This is a genomic window from Paucibacter sp. XJ19-41 (assembly GCF_028462495.1).
Lineage (GTDB): Bacteria > Pseudomonadota > Gammaproteobacteria > Burkholderiales > Burkholderiaceae_C > Roseateles_E.
Map to the genome: position 1 here is coordinate 1 of NZ_JAQOWX010000091.1, position 22,918 is coordinate 22,918.

Annotated in this window: 24 protein-coding genes; 15 read left to right on the top strand and 9 right to left on the bottom strand. The window is 67.4% G+C overall.

What is annotated here, in order from left to right; all coding sequences use genetic code 11:
- On the bottom strand, positions 1 to 741 hold a 741-nt coding region (locus PO768_RS20550), incomplete at its 3' end, for an aldo/keto reductase (RefSeq protein ID WP_272647548.1).
- 220 nt (positions 742 to 961) lie between these two features.
- Between PO768_RS20550 and PO768_RS20555 the strand changes: the two genes are divergently transcribed.
- Positions 962 to 2,701 (top strand): hypothetical protein, encoded by a 1,740-nt coding sequence (locus tag PO768_RS20555; RefSeq protein ID WP_272647549.1) that lies wholly within the window; start codon positions 962 to 964, stop codon positions 2,699 to 2,701.
- A 456-nt stretch (positions 2,702 to 3,157) separates the two neighbouring features.
- Positions 3,158 to 3,364, top strand: coding sequence for a hypothetical protein (locus tag PO768_RS20560; RefSeq protein WP_262968113.1), 207 nt, complete (start codon positions 3,158 to 3,160; stop codon positions 3,362 to 3,364).
- A 17-nt stretch (positions 3,365 to 3,381) separates the two neighbouring features.
- Here PO768_RS20560 and PO768_RS20565 read toward each other — a convergent pair whose 3' ends face one another.
- The 3 genes from PO768_RS20565 to trpS are packed head-to-tail and all read right to left on the bottom strand — an operon-like array spanning position 3,382 to position 6,244.
- Positions 3,382 to 4,767, bottom strand: coding sequence for an MATE family efflux transporter (locus PO768_RS20565; RefSeq protein WP_137945624.1), 1,386 nt, complete (start codon positions 4,765 to 4,767; stop codon positions 3,382 to 3,384).
- Positions 4,764 to 5,219, bottom strand: coding sequence for a DUF3717 domain-containing protein (locus PO768_RS20570; RefSeq protein WP_272647550.1), 456 nt, complete (start codon positions 5,217 to 5,219; stop codon positions 4,764 to 4,766). Before PO768_RS20570 ends, PO768_RS20565 begins: the two co-directional genes overlap by 4 nt.
- Positions 5,219 to 6,244, bottom strand: a complete 1,026-nt coding sequence (gene trpS, locus PO768_RS20575; RefSeq protein ID WP_272647551.1) for a tryptophan--tRNA ligase — start codon at positions 6,242 to 6,244, stop codon at positions 5,219 to 5,221. The genes PO768_RS20570 and trpS overlap by 1 nt, the downstream gene beginning before the upstream one ends.
- A 45-nt stretch (positions 6,245 to 6,289) precedes the next feature.
- Between trpS and purN the strand changes: the two genes are divergently transcribed.
- Positions 6,290 to 6,916: a phosphoribosylglycinamide formyltransferase gene (gene purN, locus PO768_RS20580; protein ID WP_262968115.1), complete on the top strand. Its 627-nt coding sequence runs from the start codon at positions 6,290 to 6,292 to the stop codon at positions 6,914 to 6,916.
- Here the strand turns inward: purN and PO768_RS20585 are convergent.
- Together PO768_RS20585 and PO768_RS20590 are read right to left on the bottom strand one after the other, a co-directional pair.
- Positions 6,909 to 7,562 (bottom strand): DUF1345 domain-containing protein, encoded by a 654-nt coding sequence (locus PO768_RS20585; RefSeq protein WP_137945620.1) that lies wholly within the window; start codon positions 7,560 to 7,562, stop codon positions 6,909 to 6,911. The genes purN and PO768_RS20585 overlap by 8 nt on opposite strands.
- Positions 7,559 to 7,798: a DUF1653 domain-containing protein gene (locus tag PO768_RS20590; RefSeq protein WP_137945619.1), complete on the bottom strand. Its 240-nt coding sequence runs from the start codon at positions 7,796 to 7,798 to the stop codon at positions 7,559 to 7,561. The genes PO768_RS20585 and PO768_RS20590 overlap by 4 nt, the downstream gene beginning before the upstream one ends.
- Before the next feature lie 25 nt (positions 7,799 to 7,823).
- Here PO768_RS20590 and PO768_RS20595 point away from each other — a divergent pair, with 25 nt between their 5' ends.
- The 3 genes from PO768_RS20595 to PO768_RS20605 all read left to right on the top strand — a co-directional run bounded on the left by PO768_RS20595 (position 7,824) and on the right by PO768_RS20605 (position 11,023).
- Entirely contained in the window at positions 7,824 to 9,083 is a 1,260-nt protein-coding gene (locus PO768_RS20595; RefSeq protein WP_137945618.1) for an RsmB/NOP family class I SAM-dependent RNA methyltransferase, read from the top strand.
- A 120-nt stretch (positions 9,084 to 9,203) separates the two neighbouring features.
- A complete protein-coding gene (locus tag PO768_RS20600) occupies positions 9,204 to 10,424 on the top strand; it encodes a DesA family fatty acid desaturase (RefSeq protein WP_272647552.1) in 1,221 nt (406 codons plus the stop codon).
- Between the two features lie 104 nt (positions 10,425 to 10,528).
- Complete coding sequence (locus PO768_RS20605) at positions 10,529 to 11,023, top strand: DUF3016 domain-containing protein (protein WP_272647553.1); 495 nt, start codon at positions 10,529 to 10,531, stop codon at positions 11,021 to 11,023.
- 53 nt (positions 11,024 to 11,076) lie between these two features.
- Here the strand turns inward: PO768_RS20605 and rpmG are convergent, their stop codons facing one another.
- The 3 genes from rpmG to trxB form a co-directional block, all read right to left on the bottom strand.
- Positions 11,077 to 11,247, bottom strand: a complete 171-nt coding sequence (gene rpmG, locus PO768_RS20610; RefSeq protein ID WP_025564431.1) for a 50S ribosomal protein L33 — start codon at positions 11,245 to 11,247, stop codon at positions 11,077 to 11,079.
- A 30-nt stretch (positions 11,248 to 11,277) separates the two neighbouring features.
- Entirely contained in the window at positions 11,278 to 11,511 is a 234-nt protein-coding gene (gene rpmB / locus PO768_RS20615) for a 50S ribosomal protein L28 (RefSeq protein ID WP_137945616.1), read from the bottom strand.
- A gap of 221 nt (positions 11,512 to 11,732) precedes the next feature.
- Positions 11,733 to 12,692, bottom strand: a complete 960-nt coding sequence (trxB, locus tag PO768_RS20620) for a thioredoxin-disulfide reductase (protein WP_272647554.1) — start codon at positions 12,690 to 12,692, stop codon at positions 11,733 to 11,735.
- Positions 12,693 to 12,872: 180 nt separating this feature from the next.
- Between trxB and PO768_RS20625 the strand changes: the two genes are divergently transcribed.
- The 9 genes from PO768_RS20625 to PO768_RS20665 all read left to right on the top strand — a co-directional run.
- The gene (locus PO768_RS20625; protein ID WP_137945614.1) at positions 12,873 to 13,541 is read left to right on the top strand and encodes a Crp/Fnr family transcriptional regulator; all 669 of its coding nucleotides are present in this window, start codon (positions 12,873 to 12,875) and stop codon (positions 13,539 to 13,541) included.
- Between the two features lie 30 nt (positions 13,542 to 13,571).
- Complete coding sequence (locus tag PO768_RS20630) at positions 13,572 to 15,926, top strand: DNA translocase FtsK (RefSeq protein ID WP_272647555.1); 2,355 nt, start codon at positions 13,572 to 13,574, stop codon at positions 15,924 to 15,926.
- Positions 15,923 to 16,537 (top strand): outer membrane lipoprotein chaperone LolA, encoded by a 615-nt coding sequence (lolA, locus tag PO768_RS20635; RefSeq protein WP_272647556.1) that lies wholly within the window; start codon positions 15,923 to 15,925, stop codon positions 16,535 to 16,537. Before PO768_RS20630 ends, lolA begins: the two co-directional genes overlap by 4 nt.
- Before the next feature lie 12 nt (positions 16,538 to 16,549).
- The gene (gene ybaL / locus PO768_RS20640) at positions 16,550 to 18,244 is read left to right on the top strand and encodes a YbaL family putative K(+) efflux transporter (RefSeq protein ID WP_269840688.1); all 1,695 of its coding nucleotides are present in this window, start codon (positions 16,550 to 16,552) and stop codon (positions 18,242 to 18,244) included.
- Positions 18,245 to 18,290: 46 nt separating this feature from the next.
- Positions 18,291 to 19,613, top strand: a complete 1,323-nt coding sequence (locus tag PO768_RS20645) for a replication-associated recombination protein A (RefSeq protein WP_272647559.1) — start codon at positions 18,291 to 18,293, stop codon at positions 19,611 to 19,613.
- A gap of 251 nt (positions 19,614 to 19,864) precedes the next feature.
- Complete coding sequence (locus tag PO768_RS20650; protein WP_269840687.1) at positions 19,865 to 20,788, top strand: branched-chain amino acid ABC transporter permease; 924 nt, start codon at positions 19,865 to 19,867, stop codon at positions 20,786 to 20,788.
- 20 nt (positions 20,789 to 20,808) lie between these two features.
- Complete coding sequence (locus PO768_RS20655) at positions 20,809 to 21,891, top strand: branched-chain amino acid ABC transporter permease (RefSeq protein WP_272647557.1); 1,083 nt, start codon at positions 20,809 to 20,811, stop codon at positions 21,889 to 21,891.
- Between the two features lie 21 nt (positions 21,892 to 21,912).
- Positions 21,913 to 22,689 (top strand): ABC transporter ATP-binding protein, encoded by a 777-nt coding sequence (locus PO768_RS20660; protein ID WP_137945848.1) that lies wholly within the window; start codon positions 21,913 to 21,915, stop codon positions 22,687 to 22,689.
- Positions 22,690 to 22,704: 15 nt separating this feature from the next.
- On the top strand, positions 22,705 to 22,918 hold a 214-nt coding region (locus PO768_RS20665), incomplete at its 3' end, for an ATP-binding cassette domain-containing protein (RefSeq protein WP_272647558.1).

Sequence of the window (22,918 nt, forward strand, 5' to 3'; positions counted from 1 at the left end):
ATCGGCGCCCGCGCGGCCGCTGTAGAGGCCCTGGGCCAGCGCGCCCCAGGCCTGCACCGGGATGCGTTCGCGCTGGCAGTATTCGAGCGTGCCGGCCCAGGCCAGGCTGCCCGGGCGCTGCAGGGCCTGGGTGTCGTTGAAGCAGGTGCCGGCCTCGATGGCGTCGAGCCGGGCCAGGCTCAGCTCCAGCTGGTTGGCCGCCAGCGGCGCGTCCAGCGCGCTGGCCAGCCACTGCATCTGGGCGGCGTTCATGTTCGAGACGCCGAGCTGGCCGACCTTGCCGGCCGCACGCAGCCGCGCAAAAGCCTCGGCCACCTCGGCCGGCTCCAGCAGGGGGTCGGGGCGGTGCAGCAGCAAGAGTTCGATGCGTTCGCTGCCCAGGCGTTGCAGGCTGGCCTCGACGCTGCGTTCGATGTGCGCGGCCGACAGGTCGTAGCGGCCCGGCCCCTGTTCGTCGGCGAAGCGGATGCCGCATTTGCTCTGCAGCCGCAGGCGCTGGCGCAAGGCCGGCTGGCGCTTGAACAGCGTGCCGAAGCAGGCCTCGGCCTTGCCATGGGTGTAGATGTCGGCATGGTCGAAGCGCGTGATGCCGATATCGAGGGCCGCCTCGACGGCGGCCTGCGCGCGGTCGATGTCGGCCTCGCTCAGCGGCTGGCTGTTCCAGCCGCCGCCCAGGCCCATGCAGCCATAGATCAGGGGGCTGGCGTCGGGGAGCGGGTGTTGCAGGGCGGTGGTGGTCATCGGGCGGTTGCGCGGCAGTGGGCTGGGCCGGCATCGTAGCGCGCCGGGGCGCAGCCTCCTAGGCGTGTGCCGGGCCGAGCGCGGCGCAGACCTGGGGCTGCGGATGATGCAGCCGGTGCTGCCAGACCCGCTCGCCGCCGGCGAAAACCGCAGCATTGCCGACGGTGCCGATGACGAGATGAGGCTATAAAGCCGAACGCCAACCACCCCACCATCGATCATGAGTGTTCTGCTGGACATCACGCTGCCGCGCAGCCTGGACCTGCTGCTGGAGCAGGCCGCACGCGAGCGTCCCGAGCGCCTCGAGGCCTGGGTCTTCGAGGACGAGGCGGCGCGGCGCGGGGCCGAGCGGGCGCTGGCCGAGCTGGGCATCGCGGCCCGCATCCGCAGTGCCTACAAGCCGCTGCTGCACACCTGGCTGGAGGGCGAGCTGGCGCTGCCGGCCGGCTGGCGGCGGCTGCTGATCACGGTGGCGCCGGCCGTGCTGCAGCGGCTCAAGGTCGAGACCTATCCACTGGCGGCCTTGCTGGGCGAGGGCGAGCTGGGCTTTGAGACCGACGCCGCGCTGGCCCCGACCGAGGCCCGCGTCAGTGTCGATGGCCGGCCTCCGCTCGCTGTTTTCGTGCCGATGGACCAGCGGCTCGCACCGCAGGCCTGGCGGCGCAGCTGGCGCGCTGGCCAGCTGATCGAGGATGCGGCCCTGGCGAGCTGCGACTACCGCGCCGCCTACGAGGCGGCGATGGCAGCGGTCGCCGGCCATCACTGGGGCGAAACCGAACCGTACTTCGAGCAGCTGCGCATCGAGGTCGAGATCGGCGGCATCGAGCGCGCGCTGCCTTATGGCGAGGAGCTGATCAGCACGCGCGAGGCCTTGCACGAGGACTTCTACTTTGCCGTGCTGGAATTCTTCCAGCGCCGCGCCGGCCGCCCGCAGGGCGACCGCACGCTGCGGCCCGGCCAGATCATCCCGGACATCCGCGCCGCCACAGGTCGCACGCGGGTCAGGGTGGTGCTGGGCGCGCCGGCAGCACAGACGCAGCCGTCCGACCCGCTGTTGGTGGATGACCTCGCCACGCAGGACTCGCCGCTATCGCCCGAGGCGGTGGCCGTCTGGCTGGCGCCGCTGCAGGGCGAGCGCTTTGGCTGCCTGTCCCACCAGGGCCGGCCGGTCACGGGCCTGCACCGGCGTGGCGCGAAGCCCGGCATCGTGATCAGCGCCGGCCAGCATGCCAACGAGAGCTCGGGCGTGGTCGGCGCGCTGCGCGCGACCCTGGTCCTGCAGCAGCAGGACCAGGCCCATTACGCGCTGGTGGCGCTGGAGAACCCCGACGGCGCGGCCCTGCACCAAGCCCTGATCCGCAGCAACCCGCGCCATATGCACCACGCGGCGCGCTACACCGCGCTGGGCGATGATCTGGAGGCGCGCGGCGGCGCTGCCAGCCCGGCACTGGGCGAGAAGGCCGCGCGCCAGCAGGCGATCGCGCGCACCGGGGCCGGCCTGCATTTCAGCCTGCATGGCTATCCGGCCCATGAGTGGACCCGGCCTTTTGCCGGCTATCTGCCGCCGGGCTTCGAGGACTGGGCGCTGCCGCGCGGCTTCTTCCTGATCCTGCGTCGGCACCCGGGGCGGGATGGCCGGGCCTTCCTGGAGGCGCTGAGCGCGGGGCTGGCGCAAGACCCGGCCCTGGTCGCACTGAACGCGCGCCAGCAGCGACTGTGGCGCGCGCACTGGGTCGATGCCGACACGGCGCCGCTGCTGCTCAACGGCATTCCCTGCCTGATCCAGGACGACAGCCGCTCGACCGTGCCCTTCACGCTGATCACCGAGTTTCCCGACGAGACGGTCTATGGCGAGGCCTTTGTGCTGGCCCAGCGCACCCAGATGCGCACCGTGCTGCTGGGGGCCGAGCTGTACTGGCAGGGCCTGCTGGGCGAGGCGAGGGCGGAGCCGGCCGCATGAGGCTGGCGCCGACCGGCCCCGGCCTGCTGCCGCTGCTCAGCGCTTGCCCTGCCTGACCTGGTCGCCCAGCTGCGTCAGCCAGCGTGTGCCGTCGGGGCGTTTGGCGGCCAGGCCCAGATCCTCCAGGCGTTGCTGCAATTCCTCGGAGACGACGCGGCCGCCCGGTGCCTGGGGGATGTAGTAGAGCGCGGTGCGCTCCTCGGGGGTCAGCGTGATGGTCGGGGGGGGGGCGGGCCGCCGGGGGGCGCCCCGCGCGGGGCGCCCCCCGGCGGCCCGCCCCCCCCCCGGGGCCCCGCGGCAGGGCCGGGGGGGTGTCGGTTGGGGTCCTCGAATGGGCTCTGAATCAAGACGGCACATTACCACTGCCGCGCGGCCAGCCGCTCAAGCGAATCCCCCCAAAAGTGGGCCCACCCCAGCGGGATTGGGTTGGCGGCCGGGATGACCGATGCTGGCGGCATGCCAAACGAGAAACTGACACTGATCAGCCCGCCGCAAGCGGCCCGACCACTCGATGCCGGCCAGGTGCTGGCGCAGTTCAAGCGGGCCAGCGAGCAGCTGTTTCGCCGCCGCTTGCCTGCCGAAGCGCCGACTCTGCAGGGCCTGGAGGTCAGCGAATCGACCTGGGCGGAGTGGGAACGGCTGATCAACAGCGATCCGCGCTGAAGCGGCGCCGGGCCGCTTCAGCCGCCCGCCGCTTCCTTGCGGTGTACCCAGGCCAGCACCGCGCTGAGGCCGCCGGCCGCAATCAGCAGGCCGGCGGTGGCGGCCGACCAGAAGCCGCTGGCGCCCTGCAGCGAGGCCGGAGCCCAGCCGGCGCTGCCGAAGGCCAGCCAGTACCCACCGCCCATGCCGACGCCCCAGATCGCCAGTGCATAGACCAGCATCGGCGCGGTGGCGATGTGATGGGCGCGCAGCACGAAGGCGGCGACGGTCTGCACCGCATCGCCGACATGGAACAGCCAGACCCACAGCAGCAGCGGCAGGGCGGCCGCGATGATGGTGGCGTCGGGCGTGTACAGACCCAAGACCTGCTCGCGCGCGAAGAACACCACGGCGCCGACCAGGCAGGACAGGGCCAGCGCGATCTCCAGCCCGTGCCAGCCCAATCGCCGGGCCTCGGCCAGGCGCTGTGCGCCAATGCTTTGCGCGACCAGGGTGCCGGCCGCATTGCCCAGCGCCATCGGCATCATGAACATCAGGGCCACCAGATTGGCGGCCAGCTGATGACCGGCCACCGCCGTCGGGCCCAGGCGCGCGATGAATATGGCCATGAAGGTGAAGCCGGTGACCTCGATCAGGATGGCGCCGCCCATCGGCACGCCCAGCTTCAGCAGTCTTCTGATATCGGCCCAGCGCGGCGGCTGCAGCCGGCCGCTGTTCAGGCCGAAGGGCGCGTAGAAGCGATCGCGGCGCAGCACCAGCAGCGCAATCAGCAACTGGCTCCACATCACGAGGGCGGTGGCGACGGCGCAGCCCACCGCGCCGAGCTCCGGCACGCGCCAGGGCGTCAGCGGGATCGCGAAGCCATGCAGGAATAGCGCGCTCAGCGGCACCTTCAGTGCCAGTCCGCCGAGCTGCAGCGCCATCACCGCCTTGGGGCGGGAGACGGCGGTGTTGAAGCCGCGGTAGGCGGTGAAGATCAGCGCGGCCGGCAGGCTGAAGGCCAGGGTCTGCAGATAGGCGCGCACCTTGGCCTCGACCTCGGGCGTGGTGCGGGCGATCGCCAGCAGCGGGTCGGGAAACAGCAGCACGGCCTCGCCCAGCAGCAGCAGGGCCAGCGCCAGCCAGGCGCCCTGGTGCAGCTGATCGCCGGCCTCGCGCAGCTTGCCGGCGCCGAACAGCTGGCCGGCCACCGGCGCCACCGCCATCACGACCCCCATCAGACCGACGAAGACGCTCATATAGACGGCCGCGCCGACCGACAGGGCCGCCAGATCGATGGCCGAGTGGCGCGCCACCAGCACCGTGTCCACCGTGCTGAAGGCCAGCACCGCGATCTGGCCGACGAACACCGGCCAGGCCAGCGGCGCGATGCGGCGCAGGCTGTCCAGATGAGCCTGGCTCAAGACTTGACCCCGGCGTTGTGCGGGTTCTGGGGATGATCGACGCCGCTGAACTCGCGGGCGCGCTCGGCATAGCGGTTGAAGCGCCAGGCCGTGGCCTCGATCGAGATGCGGCGCCAGGTGCTGCGTTTCTCGCCGGGCGTCATCACCGGCCAGTGCTGGACCTCGTCAAAGGTGCGGCCGCAGCCCTTGCACAGCTCGTCGCCCTGGCTGGTTGAGCAGATCGCGATGCAGGGCGCATCGGGCGTGCTGGCATACCAGGCCAGCCAGGCCTCCTTGGCCCGCGCGGGCATGCTGTCCTCGTCGCAGTCGTCCTCGCGGTAGTACACCATCAAGGCATAGATCTCGGCCAGCGCGCGCACCTCGGCGCAGGCGCTGATGCCGTCGGGCGAGGGCTGGCGCTGCCGCCACCAGTTGATCGCGGACTCGATGTCGGTGATGTGGATGCTGGCCATCAATAGTTCAGACCCATCGCGCTGCGGACTTCCCGCAAAGTCTTGCGGGCCACCGCCCGGGCGCGCTCGGTGCCGACCTCGACGATCCAGTGCACCTGCTTGGGGTTGGCCAGGTAGTCGGCCGCGCGCTCGCGCCAGGGCTGCTGCTCACGCTGGATGGCCTCGATCAGCGGCTGCTTGCAGTCCAGGCAGCCGATGCCGGCGCTCGTGCAGCCCTGCTGCAGCTCGGCGCGTGTCGCGGCGTCGGTATAGAGCTGGTGCAGCGGCCAGACCGGGCAGCGCGCCGGGTCGCCGGCATCGCTGCGGCGCACGCGCTGCGGGTCGGTCGGCATCGTGCGTATCTTCTCCTCGACCACGGCCGGCTCGTCGCGCATCGCGATCGCATTGCCATAGCTCTTGCTCATCTTCTGGCCGTCCAGGCCGCTCAGCCGGGCGGTCTCGGTCAGCAACTCCTGCGGCTCGGGCAGGATGGCCCGGTCCGGGCTGTAGATGCGGTTGAAGCGGCGCGCGACCTCGCGGGTCACCTCGACATGGGCGCTCTGGTCCTCTCCGACCGGCACATGGGCCGCCTTGTAGATCAGGATGTCGGCCGCCTGCAGCAGCGGGTAGCCAAGCAGGCCGTAGGTGGCGCCCTCGGCATTCGGGCGGCTCACCTGATCCTTGTAGCTGGGGATGCGCTCCAGCCACGACAGCGGCGTGCTCATCGCCAGCAGCGTGAACAGCTCGGCATGCTCGGGCATGCGGCTCTGGATGAAGAGGGTGGCCTGCTCGGGGTCGATGCCAGCGGCCAGCCAGTCGACCACCATGTCGTAGACATTGCGCTCGATGCTGTTGCGGTTCTGCCGGTCCTGGTACTGGGTGGTCAGCGCATGCCAGTCGGCGACGAAGAAGAAGCAGTCATGGCTGGACTGCAGCCGCACCCAGTTCTTCAGCGCGCCGTGATAGTGGCCCAGATGCAGGGCGCCGGTCGGGCGCATGCCGGAGAGGACGCGAGGGCGTGGCTGGGATTCGATCTCGGGGTTCATGGCGGTCGGCTCGGGCGGGGAGGCGCATTGTTACACTGCCGGCCGATGAAGAATATCGTGATCCTGATCTCGGGGCGGGGCTCCAATATGGAGGCCATTGTGCGGGCCTGCGCGGCCGAGGGCTGGCCGGCGCGCATTGCGGCGGTGATCAGCAACAAGCCCGGCGCGGCCGGGCTGGACTTCGCGGCCGCGCATGGCATCGCGACCGCCGTGGTCGATCACAAGGCTTTTGCGAGCCGCGAGGACTTTGACGCCGAGCTGCAGCGGGTGATCGATGGCTTTGCCCCCGATCTGCTGGTGCTGGCAGGCTTTATGCGCATCCTGACGCCGGCCTTCACCGCCCACTACGCGGATCGCATGCTGAACATCCACCCCTCGCTGCTGCCGGCCTTCACCGGGCTGCACACCCATCAGCGCGCGCTGGAGATGGGCTGCAAATTCGTCGGCGCGACGGTGCACTTCGTCACCGCCGAGCTCGACCATGGTGCCATCGTTGCGCAGGCGGTGGCGCCGGTGCTCGATGGCGACGACGCGGACGCGCTGGCCGCGCGGGTGCTGAAGCTGGAGCACCGCATGTACCCGAGCGCGGTGCGCTGGTTCGTGCAGGGGCAGCTGGCGGTCGAGGATGGCCGCGTGAGGCAGCTGGCCGGCGAGGCCCAGTCCTTCAGCTGATCAGGCCGGCCAGGATGTTGATCGTCAGTGCCAGCACGACGGTGTTGAAAACAAAGGACAGCACCGCGTGCAGCAGCACCAGGCGGCGCATGGGCCGCGAGCTGACGGCCACGTCCGAGGTCTGCGAGGTGGCCGCCAGCGTGACCGCGAAATACATGAAGTCGACATAGTCGCGCTGCGGCTCGTCACCGGGGAACTCCAGGCCATGCGGACTTTTCTCGCCGCTGTGGTAGAGGCTGGCATAGGCGAGCGCGAACTCGAACGGCAGCAGCAACCAGGAACCGGCCACCGTCGTGATGGCCAGCAGCAGATAGGCCCAGCTCTGAGGAGCGCCCGGCCCATGCCGTACCTGGGACAGCTCCAGCGCAATCGCCCCCAGGCTGGCCGCCGCGCCGGCCACGGCCAGCAGCAGCATCGCCGCCATGCCGTCGGCACGGGCGCGTGCCTGGCGCTGCAGATGCAGATGGTCGGAGCGCCACATCATCTGCAAGGCCAGGCCCAGATAGAGCCAGACACCGACATTCCAGCCGATCAGGCTGCGCGTCAGCGCCGGCAGGCTGGCGGGCAGGGTCAGGCCGACGACCAGACCCACGGCCAGGGCCGACAGCAGGCGCGGACGCAGGCGCAGCTGGCGCAGCAGCTTCATGGGTCGACGGCGCTGAAGCGGGCGACCTGCCGGCCGTCGACGTCCAGCATGCCGAAGAACATCGCATGGGGCCGCACCCACAGGCCGCCGGCCCCGTAGAGCGGGCGGTAGACCACCAGCGGCTCCAGCGTCTCGCTATGGCGGGCCACGCCGATGACCTCGTAGTCGGCGCCCTTGTAATGGCGGTAGCGGCCGGTCGGTGTCGGGGGCAGCTCGGGCAGATCGTCAGCGCTCATGGGCGGGCCGGGGATAATCGGAGCTATGCATCCTAATGCCCTTCTAGAAATGAGCTGCGAGCTGCTGCGCGCGGTGCTCAAAATGGACGCACCCGCCGACGGCGTGGTGTCCGCGTTTTTCCGCAAGAACAAGGCCCTGGGCCAGCGCGAGCGCCATGCGCTGGCCGAGACCACCTATGCCGTGCTGCGCCAACGCCTGCAGCTGCAGCACCTGGCCCAGTCCGGCACCGGTCCGCTGGAGCGCCGCTTGGCCATCCTGGCCTGGCAGGGCAGCGAAACCTTTCTGCGCGGCGCGCTGAGCCCGACCGAGCAGCAATGGCTGGCCCAGGTCCAGGCCATCGACAAGAGCGGCCTGGCCCCCAAGCTGCGCCACAACCTGCCCGAGTGGCTGGCCGAGCCGCTGCTGCAACGCCTGGGCGATGAGGGATTCTGGGCGCTGGCCGCCAGCATGAACGAGGGCGCACCGCTGGATCTGCGCGCCAATGTGCAGAAGGCCAAGCGCGAGGAGGTCCAGGAGGCGCTGCGTGCGGCCGGCGTCAGCGCCGAGCCGACGCCGTTCTCGCCCTGGGGCCTGCGCGTGCAGGGCAAGCCGGCGCTGAACAAGCTGGAGGTCTTCACCAGCGGCGCGGTCGAGGTGCAGGACGAGGGCAGCCAGCTGCTGGCCCTGCTGCTCGACGCCAAGCGCAGCGAGATGGTGGTGGACTTCTGCGCCGGCGCCGGCGGCAAGACACTGGCGCTGGGCGCGGCGATGCGCAATACCGGTCGGCTCTATGCCTTCGATGTGTCCGGCCACCGGCTGGCGGCGCTGAAGCCGCGGCTGGCGCGCAGCGGCCTGTCCAATGTCTACCCGACCCAGATCGCCCATGAGCGCGACGATCGCATCAAGCGCCTGTCGGGCAAGATCGACCGCGTGCTGGTCGACGCGCCGTGCTCGGGTCTGGGCACCTTGCGGCGCAACCCGGATCTGAAGTGGCGCCAGTCGCCCCAGGCGATTGCCGAGCTGCAGGCCAAGCAGACGGCCATCCTGAACAGTGCGGCGCGCCTGCTGAAGTCGGGCGGCCGCCTGGTCTATGCGACCTGCAGCCTGCTGGATGCGGAGAACGAGAGCATTGCCGAGGCCTTCAGCGCCGCCCATCCGGAGTTCAAGCTGTTGGATGCCGGTGAGCAGCTGGCGCGGGCCCATGTGGCGCAGGCCGAGCGCCTGGTCGACCGGGGTTATCTGCGCCTGTGGCCGCATCAGCACCAGACCGATGGCTTTTTTGCCGCCGTCTGGGAGCGGAGTTGAATGGCGGGCCGGCAGGCCGCGTGCGCGCTTGCGTACAGAAACTCTTAACACGACCCGCCTACAATCGAGCCGGATTGTGGTTTTCTGTTAACGCTCCGCTGCGGGCAGGGTAAGGAACGAATGAACTTTCTCATGAGCCTCCACGATGGCTTGGTCCAGTGGCTGGGCTTCGGCCTGCTGGAGGCCAGCATCTGGCAGGTCGTGGCCTATGCCCTGGTCGTGACCCATATCACCATCGCGGCGGTGACGATCTTCCTGCATCGGGCCCAGGCGCACCGGGCGCTGGACCTGGGGCCGATTCCTTCGCATTTCTTCCGTTTCTGGCTGTGGCTGACCACCGGCATGGTGACCAAGGAATGGGTCGCGATCCATCGCAAGCACCACGCCAAATGCGAGACCGAAGATGACCCGCACAGCCCGCAGACCCGCGGCCTGAAGAAGGTCTTGCGCGAAGGCGCCGAGCTGTACCGCCATGAGGCCAAGAACGAGGAGACGCTCGCCAAGTACAGCCACGGCGTGCCGAACGACTGGATCGAGCGCAATCTCTACACCCGCTTCAGCTGGCAGGGTGTGGGCCTGATGCTGATCATCAATATGGCCTTGTTCGGCGCCATCGGCGCCAGCATCTGGGCGCTGCAGATGGCCTGGATCCCGATCTGGGCGGCCGGCGTGGTCAATGGCATCGGCCACTTCTGGGGTTATCGCAACTTTGAGGCCCAGGATGCGTCGACCAATATCTCGCCCTGGGGCCTCATCATCGGCGGCGAGGAGTTGCACAACAACCACCACACCTATCCGACCTCGGCCAAGTTCTCGATCAAGCCCTATGAGTTCGACATCGGCTGGGCCTATATCCGGGCGATGGAGATGGTGGGCTGGGCCAAAGTGCGCAAGACCGCGCCCAAGCTGCGCCAGGGTGCGATCCGGCCGGCCGACAAGGACACGCTGGAGGCGCTGATCGCCAACCGCTACGAGGTGATGGCCCATTACGGCCGCGGCCTTAAAGAGGCCTGCACCACCGAGCTCGCCCGGCTGAAGGCCCAGGGCGAGCAGCACAGCGCAAAGTGGCAGCAGTTCAAGCTGGCCAAGCGCTGGCTGCACCGCGATCAGGATCGCATCCCGCAGGCCTATCGGGCCGAGATCGCCAGCGTGCGCGCCGCCAGCCCGGCGCTGGACAAGCTGCTGCTGATGCGCGAAGAGCTGCGCCAGCTCTGGACCCGCACCAATGTCTCCGCCGAGCAGCTGGTCAGCGATCTGCAAGCCTGGTGCCACCGGGCCGAGGAGAGTGGTATTGCCGAGCTGCGGGCTTTCTCGATGGGGCTGCGCACCGCACGTGCCTGAACTTGTCGGGGAGGTTTCCCTCGGGTAAAGGGCGCCGCGAGTCGGCGCTTTTTTCATGGCCGCTGCCTATACTTTGTGCGTAGCAAGCAGTTCAGGAGCGTGTCATGCACAAAATCTTCAAGGCCTCGATGCTGGGTTTGCTGACGGGCTTGGGCCTGTCGGCACAGGCGGCGGTCGAGGTGAAGTTCGTCGAGCCCGAGAAGTTCCAGGATGCCAGCGAATCGATCATTGATCGCGAGCGCACGCTGGAGATGCTGGAGGCGCATCTGCGCAGCCTGGCCGAGAAAAACCTTCCGGCGTCGCAGAAGCTGTTGATCGAGGTGCTGGACCTGAATCTGGCGGGCCAGCTCGAACCTCGCGGCGCGATGATGGATCGCATCCGCGTGCTGCGTTCGGTGACCTGGCCGAGCATCGAGCTGCGCTATGTGCTCAGCGATGGCCAGGCCACGCTGCGAGAGGGCAAGGTGAGCCTCTCCGACATGAACTATATGTGGGGCATCAACCGCTACACCAGCGGCGAGCCGCTGCGCTACGAGAAGCGCATGCTGGATGAATGGTTTGCCGGCGAGTTCGCGGCTGACGCGGCCCGCAAGCCCTGAAACGAAAAAACCCGCCGAAGGCGGGTTTTTCTTGGTCGCAAGACCGGGCCGAATTACTTCAGCTTGATTTCCTTGTACAGGACATGCTTGCGAGCCTTGGGGTCGAACTTCATGAATTCGAGCTTTTCGGGCGTCGTCTTCTTGTTCTTGTTCGTGGTGTAGAAATGGCCGGTACCCGCAGTGGATTCCAGCTTGATCTTTTCGCGTCCGCCTTTGGATGCCATGGTGATGCTCCTTAATTCCTAGTGGACTTTTTACAGCTCGCCCTTGGCGCGCAGGTCAGCGACGACTTGGTCGATGCCGACCTTGTCGATCAAACGCAGAGCCGCATTGCTGATGCGCAGACGCACCCAGCGGTTTTCAGTTTCCAGCCAGAAACGGCGGTACTGCAGGTTCGGCAGGAACCGACGCTTGGTTTTGTTGTTGGCGTGGGAGACATTGTTCCCCACCATGGGCTTCTTGCCCGTGACTTGACAGACGCGTGCCATGACGCTTCTCCGGTTTGATTTTCTGACCCAGCTGCCTCAGGGGAGCTGTATTCAGCATCCCCGGCGAGACATCCACATGACCGCTTTATGCAAGCTAAACCCGTCGGCCAGTCATCGATATAAATCGTTGAGGCAACCTCGGAGCGCGGTCCATCCAGCAAGCAAGCCGGCGAGTATAGCCTGAATTCAGGCCAAAGACCAGCGGCCGCCGGGAGTCAGCCTCAGCCTTGCTCCTGCTCCAGAAAACGCTGGGCGTCGAGCGCAGCCATGCAGCCGGTGCCGGCGCTGGTGATGGCCTGGCGATAGATATGGTCCTGCACATCGCCGGCGGCGAACACGCCGGGCACGCTGGTCATGGTCGCAAAACCGTTCAGGCCGCTCTTGGTGATGATGTAGCCGTCCTTCATCTCCAGCTGGCCCTTGAAGATGTCGGTATTGGGCTGGTGGCCGATCGCGATGAAGCAGCCCTGCAGTTTCAGCTCCTTCGTGCTGCCATCGGCCGTGCTCTTGATGCGCACGCCGGTCACGCCGCTCTGGTCGCCCAGCACCTCGTCCAGGGTGTTGAACAGATGCAGCTCCATCTTGCCGGCCTTGACCTTGTCCATCATCTTGTCGATCAGGATGGGCTCGGCGCGGAACTTGTCGCGGCGGTGTATCACATGGACCTTGCTGGCGATATTGCTCAGATACAGCGCTTCCTCGACCGCCGTATTGCCGCCGCCGACCACGCAGACCTCCTGCTCGCGGTAGAAGAAGCCGTCGCAGGTCGCGCAACCACTGACCCCGCGGCCCATGAAGCTCTCCTCCGAGGGCAGGCCCAGATACTTGGCCGAAGCGCCGGTCGCGATGATCAGTGCGTCGCAGGTGTAGACGCCGCTGTCGCCCTTGAGCGTGAACGGGCGCTTGGAGAAGTCGACCTCGTTGATATGGTCGTAGACGATTTGCGTGTTGAAGCGCTCGGCATGCTGCTGGAAGCGCTGCATCAGCTCAGGGCCCTGCACCCCCATCACATCGGCCGGCCAGTTGTCCACCTCGGTGGTGGTCATCAGCTGCCCGCCCTGGGCCATGCCGGTCAGCAGCGTGGGCTTCAGATTGGCGCGCGCGGCATAGATGGCGGCGGTGTAGCCGGCCGGGCCGGAGCCCAGGATCAGCAGCGGATGGTGTTGGGTGGTTTGGCTCATGAGGGCGATATGGGGTTGCGGGCACAACACACAAGAGTTGTTCGCCGCGCTTATACGGCCAAGACCCTATGGAGAGTTGTGACCAAGTTGGCACAATGGCTACATTCTAGGCAGCTGGCCGATCAAGCGGCTGACGGCCTCACAACAACCCCAACATACAAAAGTCAGAGGAGTTTCTTCATGGCCATGCTGTCCAACCTGGACCTGATCCGCAGGGTGCCCTTGTTCTCCCTGCTGACCACCGATCAGGCGCAGTCCATTGCGGACAGCGTGGTCAAGCGCCGCTTCAAGCGCGGTGAACTGATCGTCGAGCAGGGCACCAAGTCCAATGCGCTCTTCATCCTGCTGAACGGCCGCGCCCGCGTGCTGACCGCTGATACCCGCGGTCGCGAGGTCATCCTCGCGGTGCTGCAGCCGGGCGACTATGTCGGCGAGATGAGCCTGATCGACAACGAGCCGCACTCGGCCACCGTGCGCGCCGAGGTGCAGACCGATATGCTGGTGCTGGGCCGCAGCGAGTTTTCGCGCTGCCTGCCGGACAGCAGCAGCCTGTCCTATGCCATCCTGCGCGGCCTGGTCGCGCGGCTGCGCAATGCCGATCGCCAGATCGAGTCGCTGGCCCTGCTGGATGTCTATGGCCGTGTCGCGCGCACCCTGCTGGACATGTCCGAAGAAGAGAAGGGCCTGAAGATCATCCGCGGCAAGGTCTCGCGCCAGGACATGGCCAAGGTGGTCGGCGCCTCGCGCGAGATGGTCAGCCGTGTCATGAAGGATCTGGAGGACAAGGGCGTGATCGAGACCCTGGAGAACGGCTCCGTGGTGATCAAGGAGCGCCTGGCCCACGACTGAGCCCGCTGATTCCTGCGCCACAATGGCGCCATGAGCTTTCCTCTGGGATCACTGCTGGGCGACGATGCGGCTGCCGCGCCCGATAAAGTCTATAAACGCCAGTCCAAGAAGGCGGCCGTAGCGCCGGCGCCGGTCAGTGCATCGCGCACGCCGCTGTGGCTGGCGCTCGGTGCCGTCGTCTGGGCACTGTGCCTGCTGGCCCTGCTGAGCCACGACCGCGCCGATGCGGCCTTCTCGATCTCGGGCAGCCGCGAGCTGTATGGCAACTGGTTCGGCGCGCTGGGTGCCTGGGTCTCGGACCTGCTGCTTTTCGTCTTCGGCTACTCGGCCTGGTGGCTGATGCTGGTCGGCCTGCGGGTCTGGTTGGGCAGCTTGGCCGGCGTTTTGCGGGCTGAACCGCCGCCTCAAGGTAACAAATTGCGCGCGCGCGGCCTGTTCTGGCTGGGCGTTCTGCTGCTGATTTGTGCGAGTTGCGCCCTCGAATGGTCGCGGCTCTATGCCTGGGAATCGCGGCTGCCCGGTCATGCCGGCGGCGTGCTGGGCTACACCCTGGGGCCCTGGAGCATGCGGGCGCTGGGCTTTGCCGGTTCGGGCGTGGTCTGGATCGCGGCCTTGCTGGCCGGCGCCTCGCTGGCCCTGCAGTTTTCCTGGCTGCGTGTGGCCGAGGTGATAGGCACCTGGGTCGAGACCCTGCGTGAGCGCCGCCAGGAGCGCCGCGAGATCAAGGAAGACCAGAAGGTCGGCCAGCAGGCCTTGCGAGAGCGCGAGAAAGTGGTCGAGGTCGAGCGCCATGTGGTCGAGGAGCACATCCCCATCGTGATCGAGGCACCGGTGGTCGAGGTGCCCAAGTCCACCCGCGTCGCCAAGGAGCGCCAGAAGACCCTGTTTGCCGACGCCAGCGATACGAAACTGCCCCAGGTCGATCTGCTGGATGCCGCGCCGACCCGGGTCGAGTCGGTGACGCCCGAGTCGCTGGAAATGACCAGCCGCATGATCGAGAAGAAGCTCAAGGACTTCGGCGTCGAGGTGCGGGTTGTCGCGGCCTCGCCGGGCCCGGTGATCACGCGCTACGAGATCGAGCCGGCCACCGGCGTCAAGGGCTCGCAGATCGTCAACCTGGCCAAGGACCTGGCGCGCTCGCTGAGCCTGGTCAGCATCCGCGTTGTCGAGACCATTCCGGGCAAGAACTTCATGGCGCTGGAGCTGCCGAACGCGCGCCGCCAGACCATCAAGCTCAGCGAGATCCTGGGCTCGCAGGTCTATGCCGATGCGCCGTCTATGCTGACGATGGCGCTGGGCAAGGACATCATCGGCGCGCCCATGGTGGCCGACCTGGCCAAGATGCCGCATTGCCTGGTGGCCGGCACGACCGGCTCGGGCAAGTCGGTGGGCATCAACGCGATGATTCTGAGCCTGCTCTACAAGGCCGAGGCGCGCGATGTGCGCCTGATCATGATCGACCCGAAGATGCTGGAGATGAGCGTCTACGAGGGCATCCCGCATCTGCTGGCCCCGGTCGTCACCGACATGAAGCAGGCCGCCAACGCGCTGAACTGGTGCGTCGGTGAGATGGAGCGACGCTACAAGCTGATGTCCAAGATGGGCGTGCGCAATCTGGCCGGCTACAACAAGAAGATCGACGAGGCTACCGAGCGCGGCGAGAAGATCGGCAATCCCTTCAGCCTGACGCCCGAGGCCCCGGAACCGCTGGAGCGCCTGCCGCATATCGTCGTCGTGATCGATGAGCTGGCTGACCTGATGATGGTGGTCGGCAAGAAGATCGAGGAGCTGATTGCGCGCCTGGCGCAGAAGGCCCGCGCCGCCGGCATCCACCTGATCCTGGCCACGCAGCGGCCCTCGGTCGATGTGATCACCGGCCTGATCAAGGCCAATATCCCGACCCGTTTGAGCTTCCAGGTCAGCTCCAAGATCGACAGCCGCACCATCCTCGACCAGATGGGCGCCGAGGCCCTGCTGGGTATGGGCGATATGCTCTATATGGCCTCGGGCACCGGTCTGCCGGTGCGGGTGCACGGCGCCTTTGTCAGCGACGAGGAGGTGCACCGCGTCGTCGAATACCTGAAGGAGCAGGGCGGCGAGCCCAACTACATCGAGGGCATCCTGGAAGGCGGCGTGCTCGACACCGAAGGCGGCGAGGCGCCGGCGCCGGGAGAGTCGGCCGGCGAGGCCGACCCGATGTATGACCAGGCGGTGGCCATCGTGCTGCAGCATCGCCGGGCCTCGATCTCGCTGGTGCAGCGCCATCTGCGCATCGGCTACAACCGGGCGGCGCGTCTGCTGGAGCAGATGGAGAAGTCCGGCCTGGTCGGCGCCATGAACACCAATGGCAGCCGCGATCTGATCATCCCGAAGCGAGACGAATGAAACAGCTACTCATCTCCTTGTGTCTGGCCGCAGCCGCTCACGCCCAGGCCGATGCGGTGCAGACCCTCAGGGACTTCAGCCGCGAGGTCAAGAGCGGCAAGGCCGAGTTCACGCAGACCGTCACCTCGCCGGACGGCAAGCGCAAGAAGAACTCCTCGGGCAGCTTCGAGTTTCAGCGCCCCAACCAGTTCCGCTTCGCCTATGCCAAGCCTTTCGAGCAACTGATCGTCGGTGACGGCAAGAAGGTCTGGATCTATGACCCCGATCTGCAGCAGGCCAGCTCGCGCCGCATGGACCAGGCCCTGGGCGCCACGCCGGCGGCCTTGCTGGCCGGCGCGAATCTGGAGAAGGACTTCGAGCTCAAGGCCCAGCCCTCGGCGCAGGGCCTGGACTGGGTGCTGGCCACGCCGCGCGGGCCCCAAGCCGACAGTGCCGGCCTGCAAAGCCTGAAGATCGGCTTCAAGGGCAAGGAACTGGCCGCGATCGAGGTGGTCGACGGCTTTGGCCAGCGCTCGCTGCTGCAGTTCAGCGCGGTGAGCAGCAATGCGGTGGTGGCGCCGGAGCGTTTTCGCTTTGTGCTGCCGGCCGGTGCCGATCTGATCGAGCAGTAGGAGCGGCATCGGATGCCGCACAACGTCAGCCTGATCTCCACCATTGCCGCCGGCTTCGGCCTGGCGATCGTCTTCGGTTTCCTGGCCTCGCGCCTGAAGATGCCACCCTTGGTTGGCTATCTGCTGGCCGGCATCGCGATCGGCCCGGCCACGCCCGGCTTCGTCGCCGATATCGATCTGGCCGGCCAGTTGGCCGAGATCGGCGTGATGCTGCTGATGTTCGGTGTCGGCCTGCATTTCTCGATGAAGGACCTGCTGGCCGTCAAGCGCATCGCGGTGCCCGGCGCCATCGTGCAGATCGCGGTTGCCACCGCCCTTGGTTTCGGACTGTCGAACTGGTGGGGCTGGAGCCTCGGCGGGGCCCTGGTGTTCGGCCTGGCGCTGTCGGTCGCCAGCACCGTGGTGCTGCTGCGGGCGCTGGAGGCGCGGGGTCAGCTGGAAACCGCCAATGGCAGCATCGCGGTGGGCTGGCTGGTGGTCGAGGACCTGGTGATGGTGCTGGTGCTGGTGCTGCTGCCGCCGCTGGCCGGCCTGCTGGAAGGCAAGAGCGAGGCCAATTTGCTGGGCACGGTGGGCTGGACCCTGGCCAAGGTCGCGGCCTTCATCGTGCTGATGCTGGTGGTCGGGCGGCGGGTGTTTCCGCGCCTGCTGTTCGCGGTGGCCGGTACCGGCTCGCGCGAGCTGTTCACGCTGTGCGTGGTCGCGGTGGCGGTGGGCGTGGCCTATGGCTCGGCGGCGCTGTTCGATGTGTCCTTCGCGCTGGGCGCCTTCTTCGCCGGCATGATGATGCGCGAGTCGGAATACAGCCACCGCGCGGCCGATGAGTCGCTGCCCTTGCGCGATGCCTTCTCGGTGCTGTTCTTCGTCTCGGTGGGCATGCTGTTCGACCCGCAGGTGCTGCTGGACGAGCCGCTGAAGGTGCTGGCGGTGGTCGCCATCATTGTGGTCGGCAAGACCCTGGCCGCGATCGCGCTGGTGCTGGCTTTTCGCTACCCGCTCAACACCGCGCTGACCGTGGGCGCCAGCCTGGCCCAGATCGGCGAGTTCTCATTCATCCTGGCCGGACTGGGCGTGGCCGAGGGCCTGCTGCCCAAGGAGGGGCAGAGCCTGATACTGGCCGGCGCGCTGATCTCGATCGCGCTGAACTCGGTGCTGTTCACCGCGATCGAGCCGGTCAAGGCCTGGGTGCTGCGGCGCTCGTCCTGGGCGCGCCGCATGGAGCAGCGCGATGATCCGCTGGCCGAGCTGCCGATGAGCACCGACCAGGCCAAGCTCGAGGGTCAGGTCGTGCTGGTGGGCTACGGCCGGGTCGGCAAGCAGATCGCCGACGGGCTGCTGGCCGAGGGGGTGCATCTGGTCGTGGCCGAGCAGCAGCGCGAGCTGGTCGAGAGCCTGCGCGAGCGCCAGATCGCGGCCGTCAGCGGCGATGCCAGCGACCCGGCGGTGCTGATACAGGCGCATATCGCGCGGGCGGCCCTGCTGGTGATCAGCGGCGGCGACAGCCTGCAGGCGCGCCAGATGGTGGAAACGGCGCATCAGCTGAACCCCTCGATCCGCGTGCTGCTGCGCGCCTATAGCGAGGACGAGGCCGCGCTCTTGCGCCAGGCCGGGCTGGGCGAGGTGTTCGTGGCCGAGCAATGCCTGGCCACGCATCTGACCGAGCGAGTGCTGGCCGCAATGGGCAGCGCGGCCAAGCCGCCGCACTGAGACAATCGCCGGCATGTCGAATGCCAACGAGTCCCTGTTTCCCGAGATGGCGCCGCAGCCCGGCGCCGCGCCGGCCTCAGCGCCCGCCAGCCATCAGCCGCTGGCCGAGCGCCTGCGCCCGGCCAGCCTGGATGAGGTGATCGGCCAGTCCCATCTGATCGGGCCGGGCCGGCCGCTGCGCCTGGCCTTCGAGTCGGGCAAGCCGCATTCGATGATTCTGTGGGGCCCGCCAGGCGTCGGCAAGACGACGCTGGCGCGGCTGACGGCCGAGGCCTTCGGCTACAAATTCATCGCGCTGTCGGCGGTGTTCTCCGGGGTCAAGGAGATCCGCGCGTCGATGGAGCAGGCCGAGCACAACCAGGCGCTGGGCAAGAAGACGATTCTGTTCGTCGATGAGATACACCGCTTCAACAAGAGCCAGCAGGACGGGCTGCTGCCCTTTGTCGAGTCGGGCCTGGTGACCTTTGTCGGCGCCACCACCGAGAACCCTTCGTTCGAGGTCAACTCGGCCCTGCTGTCGCGCGCCCAGGTCTATGTGCTGCAGGCCCTCAGCGACGCGGAGCTGGGCCTGCTGGTGCAGCGGGCGCAAGAGCTCGTGTTGACCGAGCTGCGCCTGGACGAGGCGGCGATCAACACCCTGGTCGGCTATGCCGACGGCGATGCGCGCCGCCTGCTGAATCTGCTGGAGCAGACCGACACGGCGGCCCGGGTGGCCGGCGTCAGCCTGGTCGATGCCGAATTCCTGCAGCAAGCCCTGACCCTCAATGCGCGGCGCTTCGACAAGGGCGGCGACAACTTCTACGACCAGATCTCGGCGCTGCACAAATCGGTGCGCGGCTCCAATCCCGATGCCGCGCTCTACTGGCTGTGCCGCATGCTGGACGGCGGCGCCGACGCCAAATACCTGGCGCGCCGCCTGGTGCGCATGGCCTGGGAGGACATCGGCCTGGCCGACCCGCGCGCCATGCAGCTGGCCAACGACGCCGCCAGCACCTTGGAGCGCCTGGGCTCGCCCGAGGGCGAGCTGGCTCTGGCCCAGGCAGCGATCTACCTGGCCATCGCGCCCAAGAGCAATGCCGGCTATATGGCCTATAACGAGGCCCGCGCTTTCATCAAGAGCGACAAGTCGCGCGCGGTGCCGCCCCATCTGCGCAATGCGCCGACACGGCTGATGAAGGAGCTGGGCCATGGCAAGGCCTACCGCTACGCCCATGACGAGCCCGAGGCCTATGCGGCCGGCGAGAGCTATCTGCCCGAGGGCATGGCCGAGCCCGGCTGGTACCGGCCGGTGCCGCGCGGGCTGGAGTCCAAGATCGCCGACAAGCTGGCGCATCTGCGCCGGCTCGATGAGGAGGCCGGCAAGGAGTGAGTCACTTTGTGGATACTTGATTTATTTCATGTATACACCAAAAACAGGCAATTTTTGAGAATCCCGCCAGCGGGTATTCCCCAGCGAATCGGGCGATTCACGCACTTCTACAATCGCGCCAGCCTGCAGGACCGATGGCCATCTGGGCCCGCCGACGATTGCGGCGGGCCTTTTTGTTGCTCAGGTCTTCGCACAATGAATCGCGGTCTTCGGCCCCTTGGGGGCCGGACCGCCGAACCGGAGAAGTCGCGATGGAAACCTTTATCCAGCAAATCATCAACGGGCTGGTGCTCGGAAGCATGTATGCGCTGGTGGCCTTGGGCTACACGATGGTGTACGGGATCATCAACCTGATCAATTTCGCGCACGGCGAGGTGTTGATGGTGGGGGCGCTGGTGAGCTGGACGGTGGTGACCTTTTTGGTCGACAGCGGCCTGCCGGGCTGGGCGCTGATGCTGGTGGCGCTGATCTGCGCGGTGATCGTGTGCACGACGCTGAACTTCGTGATCGAGAAGATCGCGTACCGGCCGCTGCGCAATGCGCCGCGGCTGGCACCGCTGATCACTGCCATGGGCGTGAGCCTGCTGCTGCAGACGCTGGCGATGATCATCTGGAAGCCCAACCCCAAGCCCTTCCCGCTGCTGCTGCCGACCACGCCGTTTGATCTGGGCGGGCCGGTGATCACGGTGACGCAGTGCCTGATTCTGGGCAGCACGGTGATGATCCTGGCGGCGCTGCTGTGGCTGGTCAATCACACCAAGCTGGGCCGCGCGATGCGGGCCACCGCCGAGAATCCGCGCGTGGCGGGGCTGATGGGGGTGAAGCCGGACTTCATCATCTCGGCCACCTTCGTGATCGGTGCGGCGCTGGCGGCGGTGGCCGGCCTGATGTGGGCGGCCAACTACGGCACGGTGCAGCACACCATGGGCTTCATGCCCGGGCTGAAGGCCTTCACGGCGGCGGTGCTGGGCGGCATCGGCAACCTGGCAGGCGCCATGGTGGGCGGTGTGCTCTTGGGCCTGATCGAGGCCATCGGGGCGGGCTATCTGGGTGAGCTGACCGGCGGCGTGCTGGGCAGCCACTACGCCGACATCTTCGCCTTCGTGGCGCTGATCCTGGTGCTGACCCTGCGACCCTCGGGCCTGCTGGGCGAGCGCGTGGCGGATCGAGCCTGAGCGGGCCAAGGAGAATAAACATGCAAAAGAACAAACTCATCGTCTTCCTGGCGGCGGCCTTGGCCTTGCTGGTGCTGCCGCTGGTGGCCCAGCAGTTCGGCAACGGGCCGGTGCGCATCCTCGACCTGGCGCTGCTGTACGTGCTGCTGGCGCTGGGCCTGAACATCGTGGTGGGCTATGCCGGTCTGCTGGACCTGGGCTATGTGGCCTTCTACGCGGTGGGCGCCGATATGTTCGCGCTGCTGGCGAGTCCGCACCTGAGCGAGAACTTCGAAGCCTTCCGGGCCATGTTCCCCGACGGGCTGCACTCGCCGCTGTGGATCGTGATCCCGCTGGGCGCAGGGCTGGCCGGTTTCTTCGGCGTGATGCTGGGGGCGCCGACCTTGAAGCTGCGCGGCGACTACCTGGCCATCGTGACGCTGGGCTTTGGCGAGATCATCCGCGTGTTCCTGAACAATCTGGAGCACCCGGCCAACATCACCAACGGCCCGCGCGGCATTGGCCAGATCGACTCGATCCACATCTTCGGGCTGGACCTGGGACGGCCCACCGAGGTCTTCGGCTTCGTGCTGCCCTCGGTGACGCTGTACTACTACCTGTTCCTGGCCCTGGTGGTGGCCTCGGTGGTGATCTGCTACCGGCTGGAGAACTCGCGCATCGGGCGGGCCTGGATGGCCATCCGTGAAGACGAGATCGCCGCCAAGGCCATGGGCATCAACACCCGCAACCTGAAGCTCTTGGCCTTCGGCATGGGCGCGACCTTCGGCGGCGTGGCCGGCTCGATGTTCGGCGCCTTCCAGGGCTTTGTGAGCCCCGAGTCCTTCAGCCTGCAGGAGTCGGTGATGATCGTGGCGATGGTGGTGCTGGGCGGCATCGGCCACATCCCCGGCGTGATCCTGGGGGCCTTGCTGCTGGCCATGCTGCCCGAGGTGCTGCGCTATGTGGCCGGCCCGCTGCAGGAGATGACGGGCGGGCGGCTGGACGCCTCCATCCTGCGCCAGCTCCTGGTGGCGCTGGCCATGATCAGCGTGATGCTGCTGCGCCCGCGCGGCCTGTGGCCCTCGCCCGAGCACGGCAAGGCCGCGCCCACCGACAAGAAGTAAGAGCGAGAAGGACAGACCCCCATGACTGACACCGTACTGAGCGTCAAAGGCGTCTCCAAGCGCTTCGGCGGGCTGCAAGCCCTCTCCGAGGTGGGCATCGAGATCAAGAAGGGCCAGGTCTACGGCCTGATCGGCCCCAACGGCGCGGGCAAGACCACCTTCTTCAACGTCATCACCGGGCTCTACACCCCCGACGGCGGCAGCTTCATGCTCGGCGGCGAGCCCTACACGCCGCAAGCCGTGCACCAGGTGGCCAAGGCCGGCATCGCACGCACCTTCCAGAACATCCGGCTGTTCGCCGACATGACGGCGCTGGAGAACGTGATGGTGGGCCGCCACATCCGCACCGGCTCGGGCCTGATGGGCGCGATCTTCCGCACCCCCGGCTTCAAGGCCGAGGAAGCCGCCATCGCGCAGCGCGCGCAGGAGCTGCTGGACTATGTGGGCATCGGCAAGTACGCCGAGTTCAAGGCGCGCACGCTGAGCTACGGCGACCAGCGCCGCCTGGAGATCGCGCGCGCCCTGGCCACCGACCCCAAGCTGATCGCGCTGGACGAGCCGGCCGCAGGCATGAACGCCACCGAGAAGGTGGTGCTCAGAGAGCTGATCGACCGCATCCGCAAGGACGGCCGCACCATCCTCTTGATCGAACACGACGTCAAGCTGGTGATGGGCTTGTGCGACCGCGTCACGGTGCTGGACTACGGCAAGCAGATTGCCGAAGGCACGCCCTATGACGTGCAGCGCAACGAGAAGGTGATCGAAGCCTATCTGGGCGCCGGCCACGCGGCCCACTGAACAGGAAACCACAAGATGTCAGACACACAAACCCTGCTCAAGGTCACGAAGCTGAAGGTGGCCTACGGCGGCATCCAGGCCGTCAAGGGCGTGGACTTCGAAGTCAAGAAGGGCGAACTCGTCAGCCTGATCGGCGCCAACGGCGCGGGCAAGACCACCACGCTCAAGGCCGTCACCGGCATCCAGCCGGTGGCCGACGGCGACGTGCTCTACAAAGGCCAGTCCATCA

Bases quoted from the DNA above. Each gene is read 5' to 3' on its own strand.
- PO768_RS20555 (WP_272647549.1), top strand. From the start codon at position 962: ATGAGTGTTCTGCTGGACATCACGCTGCCGCGCAGCCTGGACCTGCTG.
- PO768_RS20560 (WP_262968113.1), top strand. From the start codon at position 3,158: ATGCCAAACGAGAAACTGACACTGATCAGCCCGCCGCAAGCGGCCCGA.
- PO768_RS20570 (WP_272647550.1), bottom strand. From the start codon at position 5,219: ATGGCCAGCATCCACATCACCGACATCGAGTCCGCGATCAACTGGTGG.
- trpS (WP_272647551.1), bottom strand. From the start codon at position 6,244: ATGAACCCCGAGATCGAATCCCAGCCACGCCCTCGCGTCCTCTCCGGC.
- purN (WP_262968115.1), top strand. From the start codon at position 6,290: ATGAAGAATATCGTGATCCTGATCTCGGGGCGGGGCTCCAATATGGAG.
- PO768_RS20585 (WP_137945620.1), bottom strand. From the start codon at position 7,562: ATGAAGCTGCTGCGCCAGCTGCGCCTGCGTCCGCGCCTGCTGTCGGCC.
- PO768_RS20590 (WP_137945619.1), bottom strand. From the start codon at position 7,798: ATGAGCGCTGACGATCTGCCCGAGCTGCCCCCGACACCGACCGGCCGC.
- PO768_RS20595 (WP_137945618.1), top strand. From the start codon at position 7,824: ATGCATCCTAATGCCCTTCTAGAAATGAGCTGCGAGCTGCTGCGCGCG.
- PO768_RS20600 (WP_272647552.1), top strand. From the start codon at position 9,204: ATGAACTTTCTCATGAGCCTCCACGATGGCTTGGTCCAGTGGCTGGGC.
- PO768_RS20605 (WP_272647553.1), top strand. From the start codon at position 10,529: ATGCACAAAATCTTCAAGGCCTCGATGCTGGGTTTGCTGACGGGCTTG.
- rpmG (WP_025564431.1), bottom strand. From the start codon at position 11,247: ATGGCATCCAAAGGCGGACGCGAAAAGATCAAGCTGGAATCCACTGCG.
- rpmB (WP_137945616.1), bottom strand. From the start codon at position 11,511: ATGGCACGCGTCTGTCAAGTCACGGGCAAGAAGCCCATGGTGGGGAAC.
- trxB (WP_272647554.1), bottom strand. From the start codon at position 12,692: ATGAGCCAAACCACCCAACACCATCCGCTGCTGATCCTGGGCTCCGGC.
- PO768_RS20625 (WP_137945614.1), top strand. From the start codon at position 12,873: ATGGCCATGCTGTCCAACCTGGACCTGATCCGCAGGGTGCCCTTGTTC.
- PO768_RS20630 (WP_272647555.1), top strand. From the start codon at position 13,572: ATGAGCTTTCCTCTGGGATCACTGCTGGGCGACGATGCGGCTGCCGCG.
- lolA (WP_272647556.1), top strand. From the start codon at position 15,923: ATGAAACAGCTACTCATCTCCTTGTGTCTGGCCGCAGCCGCTCACGCC.
- ybaL (WP_269840688.1), top strand. From the start codon at position 16,550: ATGCCGCACAACGTCAGCCTGATCTCCACCATTGCCGCCGGCTTCGGC.
- PO768_RS20645 (WP_272647559.1), top strand. From the start codon at position 18,291: ATGGCGCCGCAGCCCGGCGCCGCGCCGGCCTCAGCGCCCGCCAGCCAT.
- PO768_RS20650 (WP_269840687.1), top strand. From the start codon at position 19,865: ATGGAAACCTTTATCCAGCAAATCATCAACGGGCTGGTGCTCGGAAGC.
- PO768_RS20655 (WP_272647557.1), top strand. From the start codon at position 20,809: ATGCAAAAGAACAAACTCATCGTCTTCCTGGCGGCGGCCTTGGCCTTG.
- PO768_RS20660 (WP_137945848.1), top strand. From the start codon at position 21,913: ATGACTGACACCGTACTGAGCGTCAAAGGCGTCTCCAAGCGCTTCGGC.